Here is a 9101-nt window from a genome sequence, read left to right as displayed (position 1 = left end):
TAAAAATGTATTTGGAGAAGTGTAGGATGCAAAAGAGGCTTTTTGGAGACTTTTTTACATAGAAGTGAAAAATAAAGATTAATATTGAAATTACAGGAATGAGAGACAAGGCCTTACATGTAACGCATGGGGTGGGTGCGCCTGTGAGCGGATTTTCGAGGCCATAAAGCGCTCAGGAGAGCGCTGGCCGAGAACCCTCGGAGGTTTGTCAGGACGACAAACCGAGAATGAGCGAACAGGTGCGCCCGCCCCATGCCTAAACAGATGCTTAAGGCGAATTTTGCTAAAATTCGCAGATTCGGTTAGCCGCGCTTTAACCCCATCAATTCCTCCCCAAGGTGTGCTTCATGGCGTATCAACACAAAGATTTACTGGGCCTCAGGGAGCTCTCCAAAGAAGAAATCCTCTTTTTTTTGAGCTCAGCACAAGCGTTTAAAGACCTCAATAACAGCGAGGTAAAAAAAACCCGTTCGTTGCACGGCAAGACCGTGATTAATGCTTTTTTTGAAAATTCGACCCGCACGCGTGTTTCCTTTGAGACGGGGGCAAAGCGCTTAGGCGCGGATGCTATCAACTTTTCCGCCTCCCAAAGCAGTGCCCAAAAAGGCGAAACCCTCCTTGACACCATCCACAACATGGAAGCCATGAAAACGGACATCTTTGTCTTGCGCCACCCCAATTCTGGCGCGGCACAGTTTGTGGCACAGCACTCAGACGCGTGTATCATCAACGCGGGTGATGGCTTGCACGAACACCCCACCCAAGCCCTTTTGGACCTCATGACCATCCAAGAGCACAAGGGACGTTTGGAGGGGTTAACGGTCGTTATCATCGGCGATATTTTCCACAGCAGGGTGGCGCGCTCGAACATTTGGGCCATGAAAACACTGGGCATGACCGTGAAGCTTTTTGGCCCACCGACCATGATACCCGCCCACGTGGACGTGTTTGGGTGCCACGTGTGCAAGACCATGGAAGAGGCCGTGGAAGGCTCGGATGTCATCATGATGCTGCGCATTCAGCTAGAGCGGCAAGATGGCGGCACACCCTTTCCCTCAACGCGCGAATACTCCAAGTTTTTTGGGCTTAGCTCCACGCGCATCAAACTGGCCAACCCCAACCCCATCGTCTTGCATCCAGGCCCCATCAACCGTGGGGTGGAGATCAACTCCGATGTGGTAGAAAACCCCGAAGTGTCGGTCATTTTGAACCAAGTGGAAAACGGCGTCGCTATTCGCATGGCGGTGCTTGACATCCTTAATCGCAACCGAAACAGTTAGGAAACACCATGAAAACACTCATTAAAAACGGAACGATTATCAACGCCGATGGGCGCATGAGCGCCAACGTGGTCATCGAAGGTGAGACCATTGTCGAGATTACCACCGAGGAGATGCAAGCCGACGTGGTCATCGACGCCACAGGGATGCTTGTGATGCCTGGCCTCATCGACATGCACGTGCATTTTCGCGACCCCGGCCAAGAGTACAAAGACGACGTCATCTCAGGCAGTGAAACCGCCGTAGCAGGGGGCGTGACCACGTGTTTGCCCATGGCCAACACCACGCCCATCAACGACAACGCGTCCATTACCCGCGCCATGATTGCCAAGGCAAAAGCCAGAGGACTCATCGACTTGTTGCCCATCGGGGCGGTGACACAAGGGTTCAAGGGTGACCGCATCGTGGAGATGGGCGACATGATAGAAGCAGGCGCAGTGGCGTTTTCGGACGATGGCTTGCCCGTGTCTAGCAGTACCGTGATGCGCGCGGCACTGGAGTACTCGCGGGGGTTTAACTCCTTTGTCATCAGCCACTCGGAAGATTGCTCCTTGTGCCGTCATGGAGTCATGAACGAGGGGCCAACCTCGACTATTTTGGGCCTCAAAGGGATGCCTTCCGAAAAAGAGGAAATCGCTGTGGCGCGGGACATGTTGCTGGCAAAACTCACCAAAGGGCACATTCACATCGCCCATGTGAGTTCGGCGTGGTCACTCAAACTCATCGAATTGGCGCGAAAAGAGGGCGTGAGCATCACCTGCGAATTGGCGCCGCACCATTTTACCTTCTCGGATGAGCATTTGCTCACGTACAATACCTACTTTAAAATGTCCCCGCCCTTGCGCTCGAAGTGCGATGTGGAGGCCATGAAAGAGGGGTTACGCAGCGGGCTTGTGGATGTCATCGCCACGGACCATGCGCCCCACCATACGGATGAGAAATTTGTAGAGTTTGACAAGGCGCCTTTTGGGATTTTAGGGCTTCAAACCTTGGTGCCCTTGACCTTGGCACTCGTGAAAGAAGGGGTCATCACCCTTGAGCGCATGGTGGAACTCACCTCCGCCAACCCTGCGAAGATTTTGCACCTAGACAATAAAGGCAAAATCGCCAAAGGCATGCTCGCCGACATCGCCATCATCGACCCTGAGATGACCTACATGTACGATGAAAAACTCAACAAATCCAAGTCCAAAAACTCCCCACTCCTCAACCAAACCCTCACAGGAGCCGCGGTAAAAACACTCAAAAGCGGCCGCGTGGTGTTTGACTTTCCCAATTGTTTGTAGCTTACATGTAAAGCCCCCGCGGTTGCGGGGCGCCCTTTTGTTTAAAATACCGATTTTTAAATTTCTATGCTTACATGTAAAGAATCAAACATGCTATAATCCACTTATATGTACACTTATACTAGGAGGAACACATGGCACAACTAACTTTTTATATAGACAATTCTCTCGAAGCAAAAGTCAAAGAAGCGGCCAAGAAAAGCGGCGTTTCCTTGAGTAAGTTTATCGCTAAAGTGCTGGAACAAAAGGTTCAAGACGCGTGGAGCGAAGAGGTGAAAAGCCTTAGCGGAAGCTGGGGGGATTTTCCTAGCATCGAAGAGATAAGAGGCGAAGTGCGCGATGTTCAAAGAGAGTGTTTGTGATGTATGTGCTTGACACAAATACGCTCATTTATTTTTTCAAAGGGCAAGGCGAGGTGGCAAGGCGCTTGTTTGGTGTTGCGCCTAAAGATATTTTTATCCCCACGGTGGTGATTTTTGAGCTTGAAGTTGGCATTGCCAAATCGACCAACAGCCTCAAGCGTCAAAGGCAACTTGAAACGCTACTAAAGAGTGTCAACGTCCTAGATTTCACCCAAAAAGAAGCCAAAGCCAGTGCGCGCATCAGAGCAGAGCTAGAGCACAAAGGCACGCCCATCGGCCCCCTCGACACCCTCATCGCAGGGTGCGCCAAGGCAAATGCCCTCACCCTTGTGAGCAGAAATACCAGTGAATTTAGCAGGGTCGAGGGGCTTTTAGTGGAGGATTGGTTTTGGTAGAGTTGCACTGTTTCAGTACCTTTAGCACTTTACATGTAAAGGTTTTTAACGGCTTAAAGTCAAAAAAACATGATATAAATATAATTATAAAAAACTTAAAATAACAAGTTTTTATATGTATTAACTTTTCATTATGCTATACTTACTCCAAACAAAAGGAGGCCTCATGTCTGTAGCGAACATCACACGCAATTTTGTCAGTTCTGTTAAAGACGGCAAGATTTTTATGTATGAGGATATCCCAAGTAACAACAAAATGGGCGTCGCAGTTGAACTAAGCCGTCTCTATAAAAAAGGTGTCATCCAAAAAGTCGCGAAGGGTAAATACTATAAACCAAAAATCACTCCTTTTGGTGAAATCGGCCCAAGCAGTGCAGAAAAGATAAAAAGTTTTATAGAGCCATCCAAAAATGACTACATCAGCGGCGTTTCAAATCTCAACCAACTCGGCCTCACCACGCAAGTACCAAGCGTTATTACTATCGCGTCTGGGCGTTCGTCGCGCAAGGTAAAACTGCAAAATACTACTATCAGATTTGTTCCAAAGCGCAATCCTTCCTCCAAAAAAAATATCAAACTTTTACAACTTTTAGACGCGCTTAATAACATCAAAAAAATCCCCGATACCTCTATCGACGAAGCTTTTGGTATGCTTAAAAAAAGGATAGAACACTTAGAAAAAAAGGAGCAACAAATCTTAGCCAAGTTAGCACTCGTGCACCCGCCACGCACGAGGGCCTTGGTTGGGGCGGTGCTTAAAAATGCTGGGCTTTGGGAAGAGGCCTACAAGCTCAAGTCCACGCTAAATCCCATCAGTAGTTACAAAATCCCCATCAGCAACGAAACCCTGCCAAGCAAGGACGCATGGAAAATAGTGCCATGAAACTGCACCTTCACCAAGAACTTTTTAACGACGCCCTAGAAGCAACCGCGCAAGCACTTGGGATTGACGTGCTGTATGTGGAAAAAGATTATTGGGTGAGCTATATTTTAAAGGCACTTGCACAAAGCCGTTACCGCGAAGTCGCTATTTTTAAAGGAGGCACATCACTTTCCAAAGCCTACAAGCTCATCGAACGGTTTTCGGAAGATATTGATTTGGCTGTCGTTACTGGCACCTTGCGTTCTAATCAAATTAAAACAATGATTCGCACCCTAGAAAAAGCAATCTTGGATGCTAATTTTGAAGAGATTACAGTTGCGCATATCACGTCAAAAGGGAGTGAATTTAGAAAAACACTTCACCGTTACCCTCAGCTAAAACAAGGGAATTTTGGACACGCCAACGAAAATATCATTCTCGAAATCAACTCTTTCGCCACGCCACATCCCTATGGATTGATGGAGATTTCTTCGTATGTCGGAGAGTTTTTGGCGCAAAAAACACCGCTTAGGGTGAGGGAGTTTGGGCTGGAGCCATTTTTGATTAATGTGCTTGATTTTAGAAGAACCTTGTGTGAAAAATTAAGTGCCATCGCGAGGGCATCTTACGAGAGCGACGCCCAATATTCGCAGCTTAAAGCCAAAATTCGACATTTTTACGATATTTATTTTTTAATGCAACACCAAGATATTCAAGAGTTTATAGCGAGTGAGGCTTTTCCTCAAATGATAGCCCGTGTAAAAGAAGACGACCAAAGACAATTCAGCACGCCCCAATGGTCACAAGTGAAATTATGCAACACACCCATCTTCCAAAACGCGCCCATAATCCTAGAAAAACTCAATCACCACTACACGGCACAGTTTAAAGACTTGGTGTACGGAGAAACACTGCCATCCATTGAGGAAATCAAAAAAGATATTCAAAAAATAGCCCTTATTGTCAACGAACAGCAGTTGTAAAAATCAGAAAAAGTCCTTACATGTAAAGGAGAGCCGCAAAGCCCCCCCTTTTTTTTTGTTCTTACTTACTTCCCATTCAGCTCATACGCTGCGCGTAAAAAGAGGTCAACGCCTGTGACCAAACACGCTTCGTCGAAGTCGAAGCCTTGGTTGTGGTGGCCCGCATCAAGCTTGGCGCCTATCATCATGTAGCCGCTTTGGCCGCCGGCTTGTTGTACGGCGCGCATGAAGTGGGCGAAGTCTTCGCATGCCCCAAAGTCTAGCTCTTTGACGATTTTTTCGCTCTCCACAAAAGGCGAGGCGAGGGCGACTTTTTCAAACAACGCCGTGACCGCCTTACTGCTGTCTCCACCGCTGGTGCCGCCCACTTTTGTGACGGTGTAGTCCACTGAATGAATCATCGCTACGCCTTTGATGATGTTCATGCATTTTTCTTTCATGAAATCATTCAATTCCGTGGTTACACCCCGTGTTTCGCACGCCATGAACGCATTGGGTGCGATGACATTGCGCCCTTCGCCCGCGCGCAATACGCCCACGTTGATGCGCGTGACACCTTCGGCGTGGCGGGTGATGGCGTGCATTTGTGTGGCCGCTTCCGCCGCGGCAAGCAAGGCGTTGGCGCCCTCTTGGGGAGCGCCCGCTGCGTGGGCCGCTTTGCCCGTAAAGGTCACGTCAAATTTGGACGTGGCGAGGAAATTGTTCACCCCGCAAATGACGCCACCGCTGGTTTTGGCTTGAAAGCCAATGTGCGCACCCAAGAGAGTGTCTATCCCTTCTAAAATGCCCGCAGGCTCCATGCCTACAGCCCCGCGCGTGCCTTCTTCGGCCGTTTGGAAGATGAAGCGGAAGGTGCCTTTGAAGTCTTGGATGTTTTCACTGATGAGCCGCGCAAGTCCAAGGCCGATGGTGATGTGCCCGTCATGTCCGCAGGTGTGGGCGATGGCATCGATGTCCGCGCGAAATCCCTCTTTCACAGGGCGATGGCTTGGGTCTTTGCTCTCAGTGACATCCACCGCGTCGATGTCAAAGCGAAAGGCAAGGCACGGGCCAGGACGTCCTGAGTCAAGCTGTGCAACCACGCCCGTTAGCCCATCTTCCATGACCTCTAAAAGCCCGTGGTCTTGCGGGTCCAAGAGCGCTTTAGCCCGCTTTAATGCTTCCTCTAAGGCTTCGGGAGAACCTACCCCTTGTCTGGCTTCGGGGACGATGATGTCGCGCCCAAGTTTGAGGGAGTACCCATAAGCGGTGAGTTTTTTAATAATCTGCGCAGTCGTAAAAAAGGTAAACCACCCCGTTTCAGGGTGTTGGTGAAAAAAACGCCGCGAAGCGATGAGTTCGTCTTGTAAGGTGCTTGCTTTTGCCGCAATCGTATCCATTGGTTATCCTTCGTTTGCTAAGGTGATCAAACTTTTTGCTAACACATGGGTGGCCTTGATGGCGTCTTCCATGGTAATGTCTTCGGCCACGTTGTGGCTAATGCCCTCTTTGCAAGGGATGAATAGCATCCCAGTAAATTCTGAAACTTCGCCCATGTGCATGGCATCGTGCCCTGCGCCACTAGGAAGCATCAAGGCGTCGATGTCCAAATTTTCCGCTTCTTCGGCGAGCAGGTCGATGATTTTTTTATCCAACGCCGTGGGTGTATCGTGAGTAAGCTCTTTAAGTGTGTAGGTTAGTCCCCGTTTTGCTACGGTAAATTCAATCATATTACTAATGAGCGTAGCCGCTTTTTCAAGGTTCTCTGTGTCGATATCACGGATGTCGATACCAAGGGTTACGGAGCCTGGGATGACGTTGAGCACCCCAGGCGTTGCGTTGGCAAATCCCACGGTAGCGACGGTGGTTTCACCTGCTTTGTGTGCCCCAATGCTCTCCACCCCTAAGATAATCTCCGCCGCGCACGCAAGGGCATCTTGGCGCATGTTCATGGGCGTAGCACCCGAATGGTCGGCCTTTCCAAGAACCACAAGCTCATAGCGAATAGGTGCGGCGATGCCCGTGACGATACCCACAGGAATGCCCTTGTTTTCGAGCACCGGCCCTTGTTCGATGTGCAATTCGATGTAACTGTACAAGGCATTTTTGCCCAGTTTTGCCTCTTCTAACGCGTCCACATCACACCCAAAAGCTTTGGCCGCGTCGTAAACGCTGACCCCGTGTTTGTCTTTGAGGGTTTTGAGTTTTTCAAGACCCAGTTTTCCGCTGATGACCTTGCTTCCCACGGTTGCCATGTTAAACCGACTGGACTCTTCGCAAGAAAAAATGATGAGTTCAAGGGGCCGTTTGTGGCTGATGCCGTGCTCTTTGATGGCGCGTATGGCTTCAAGGCCGCACATAACACCTAAGGTGCCATCGTAATAACCTCCTTGGGGAACGCTATCAAGGTGCGAGCCCACCGTGACAGGGGAGAGGGGAAGTTCCCCCTCCACTCTGCCGTAAATATTGCCAATAGCATCTTCACGGATGTTCATGCCGATGCCCTGCATAAGTCCCTTTACGTAGGCTCTTGCTTGCGCTTCTTCTTCTGAAAATGCTAACCGCGTGATGCCCCGACCTGGCAACGCGCCAAAGGTGCTCACCGTTTGCATTTCGTGTTCGAGTCGCTGTGCGTTTATCATCACTGCTCCTTAAAATGCCAAGACAAAATAAGCAGCAAAGAGTGCTAAAATCATGCCCAAGGCAGTACGTTTAACCACTTCAATCGTGGAAACTTTTGCAAACCCTGCACAAATAATCGCAGCACCTGCAAGGGGTGACATGGTGCGGCCGATGGCGCCACTTAGTGCAGAAAGAGAACCCATGCGTTCGATGGTGGTGCCGAACTCTACGGCAAATGGTGTGACGGCTTTGTTAAAGGCAAAGGCCGCTGCGTCGCCAGAACCCGTAACAACAGCGAGTAAAAATGGCCCTGCTGTTGCGCCGATGGACGCCATGCTTGGATTGGAGATAAGCAATGAAATGAACGAATCTACCGCACCTAAAGATTGAAGCCCTGAAACAAACACGGTTGCTGCGATGATAATCCCGAAAATCTGTGCGTACGCGCCGCCCATGCCGTTAAAGAAGCCATCAGACACTTTCGCAGGACTGGTGCGTGTGACAAGTACCGCCAAGAAAACCCCGATGAGCATGGCTTGGGGCACACCCATTTTAAGTGCAGGCACCCAACCTGTAAACCCAACCACCAAGATAGCCAGTGGGACGATGTTTACAAGAGCGTAGAGTGGATTGACTTTAAAGGTGGTATCCATCTGAAAATCTTTATCATCCGAAACGTACCCTTTGTGCTCTTTGAGGTACACAGCGAGTAACCCAAGGGCGATGGCCGCCACGACGATACTGCTAATCGTCGCGATTTTGTGGGTGTTGATGACTTCTAACACCGACACGCTAGCTAGTTCAGCGATGAAGGGGTTGTGGGAAAGTCCGGGGTTGAGCATACTGCCGTACGTTCCGCTAAATACCGCCGCCGCCGCCATAGCAGGGCGCACACCAGAGTGAATGAGTAAGGGAATGAAAATCGCCCCAACTGCCGCAGCACATCCCGCCGCCGAGGGAAGGGCAACGTTAATGGCAAAGGTCAGCAACGTAGCCGCTGGCACCAAGAAAATACCCGCACGCTTAAGCACGCCGCCAAGCATGTTGACCAAGTGTTTGTCGCACTCGGTAATCTTCAACACCGCCGCGAAGCCTAAAACCGAACAGATAGCCTGAATCAGGCCACCCGAAACCATCGTTTTTGCAAAAGCATCAAAGGCTTTCATAGGCTCTAGGGCGAAGGTTGCCATAAACACCCCCGCGACTAAAAGAACCAATTTTGTATCGTATTTCTTCACTAAGAAATACACCACAGCAACAGTCGCCAACAGGGCAACCACAATGCGTACCGTTTCCATAAACCCTCCTAAAAAATGTAGTAACTAAAACCCA

The 9101-nt window shown here is 49.7% G+C and carries 9 protein-coding genes; 6 read left to right on the top strand and 3 right to left on the bottom strand.

The features are described 5' to 3' along the window. Positions 1–347: 347 nt before the first annotated feature. The 6 genes from AC5SLM_RS14325 to AC5SLM_RS14300 all read left to right on the top strand — a co-directional run bounded on the left by AC5SLM_RS14325 (position 348) and on the right by AC5SLM_RS14300 (position 5168). Complete coding sequence (locus AC5SLM_RS14325) at positions 348–1280, top strand: aspartate carbamoyltransferase catalytic subunit (protein ID WP_495251659.1); 933 nt, start codon at positions 348–350, stop codon at positions 1278–1280. Between the two features lie 8 nt (positions 1281–1288). Further along, entirely contained in the window at positions 1289–2566 is a 1278-nt protein-coding gene (locus AC5SLM_RS14320) for a dihydroorotase (protein ID WP_495251658.1), read from the top strand. 134 nt (positions 2567–2700) lie between these two features. Further along, on the top strand, positions 2701–2928 hold the full coding sequence (locus tag AC5SLM_RS14315; RefSeq protein ID WP_495251657.1) for a DUF6364 family protein: 228 nt from the start codon (positions 2701–2703) through the stop codon (positions 2926–2928). Next, positions 2928–3323, top strand: a complete 396-nt coding sequence (locus AC5SLM_RS14310) for a type II toxin-antitoxin system VapC family toxin (protein WP_495251660.1) — start codon at positions 2928–2930, stop codon at positions 3321–3323. The genes AC5SLM_RS14315 and AC5SLM_RS14310 overlap by 1 nt, the downstream gene beginning before the upstream one ends. A 166-nt stretch (positions 3324–3489) precedes the next feature. Next, positions 3490–4206, top strand: coding sequence for a DUF6088 family protein (locus tag AC5SLM_RS14305; RefSeq protein WP_495251656.1), 717 nt, complete (start codon positions 3490–3492; stop codon positions 4204–4206). Next, positions 4188–5168, top strand: a complete 981-nt coding sequence (locus tag AC5SLM_RS14300; RefSeq protein WP_495251655.1) for a nucleotidyl transferase AbiEii/AbiGii toxin family protein — start codon at positions 4188–4190, stop codon at positions 5166–5168. Before AC5SLM_RS14305 ends, AC5SLM_RS14300 begins: the two co-directional genes overlap by 19 nt. Positions 5169–5233: 65 nt before the next feature. On the opposite strand, the gene AC5SLM_RS14295 is transcribed toward AC5SLM_RS14300, so the two are convergent. From AC5SLM_RS14295 to dcuC, 3 genes are read right to left on the bottom strand one after another with little or no spacing between them, the layout of a single operon-like run. Next, positions 5234–6547 carry an amidohydrolase gene (locus tag AC5SLM_RS14295; RefSeq protein WP_495251654.1) on the bottom strand — a complete coding sequence of 438 codons (1314 nt, stop codon included), beginning with the start codon at positions 6545–6547 and terminating at the stop codon, positions 5234–5236. 3 nt (positions 6548–6550) lie between these two features. Further along, on the bottom strand, positions 6551–7789 hold the full coding sequence (locus AC5SLM_RS14290; RefSeq protein ID WP_495251653.1) for a Zn-dependent hydrolase: 1239 nt from the start codon (positions 7787–7789) through the stop codon (positions 6551–6553). Between the two features lie 9 nt (positions 7790–7798). Further along, positions 7799–9067 carry a C4-dicarboxylate transporter DcuC gene (gene dcuC, locus AC5SLM_RS14285; RefSeq protein WP_495251652.1) on the bottom strand — a complete coding sequence of 423 codons (1269 nt, stop codon included), beginning with the start codon at positions 9065–9067 and terminating at the stop codon, positions 7799–7801. Positions 9068–9101 lie beyond the last annotated feature (34 nt).

It is taken from the genome of Sulfurospirillum sp. HTRB-L1 (assembly GCF_059415125.1).
This window is presented reverse-complemented; position numbering and strand designations above follow the sequence as displayed.

What these genes read in the sequence shown, in the direction of transcription:
- AC5SLM_RS14315 (WP_495251657.1), top strand. Translation starts at nt 2,701, where the DNA reads ATGGCACAACTAACTTTTTATATAGACAATTCTCTCGAAGCAAAAGTC.
- AC5SLM_RS14320 (WP_495251658.1), top strand. Translation starts at nt 1,289, where the DNA reads ATGAAAACACTCATTAAAAACGGAACGATTATCAACGCCGATGGGCGC.
- dcuC (WP_495251652.1), bottom strand. Translation starts at nt 9,067, where the DNA reads ATGGAAACGGTACGCATTGTGGTTGCCCTGTTGGCGACTGTTGCTGTG.
- AC5SLM_RS14290 (WP_495251653.1), bottom strand. Translation starts at nt 7,789, where the DNA reads ATGATAAACGCACAGCGACTCGAACACGAAATGCAAACGGTGAGCACC.
- AC5SLM_RS14310 (WP_495251660.1), top strand. Translation starts at nt 2,928, where the DNA reads ATGTATGTGCTTGACACAAATACGCTCATTTATTTTTTCAAAGGGCAA.
- AC5SLM_RS14295 (WP_495251654.1), bottom strand. Translation starts at nt 6,547, where the DNA reads ATGGATACGATTGCGGCAAAAGCAAGCACCTTACAAGACGAACTCATC.
- AC5SLM_RS14305 (WP_495251656.1), top strand. Translation starts at nt 3,490, where the DNA reads ATGTCTGTAGCGAACATCACACGCAATTTTGTCAGTTCTGTTAAAGAC.
- AC5SLM_RS14325 (WP_495251659.1), top strand. Translation starts at nt 348, where the DNA reads ATGGCGTATCAACACAAAGATTTACTGGGCCTCAGGGAGCTCTCCAAA.
- AC5SLM_RS14300 (WP_495251655.1), top strand. Translation starts at nt 4,188, where the DNA reads ATGGAAAATAGTGCCATGAAACTGCACCTTCACCAAGAACTTTTTAAC.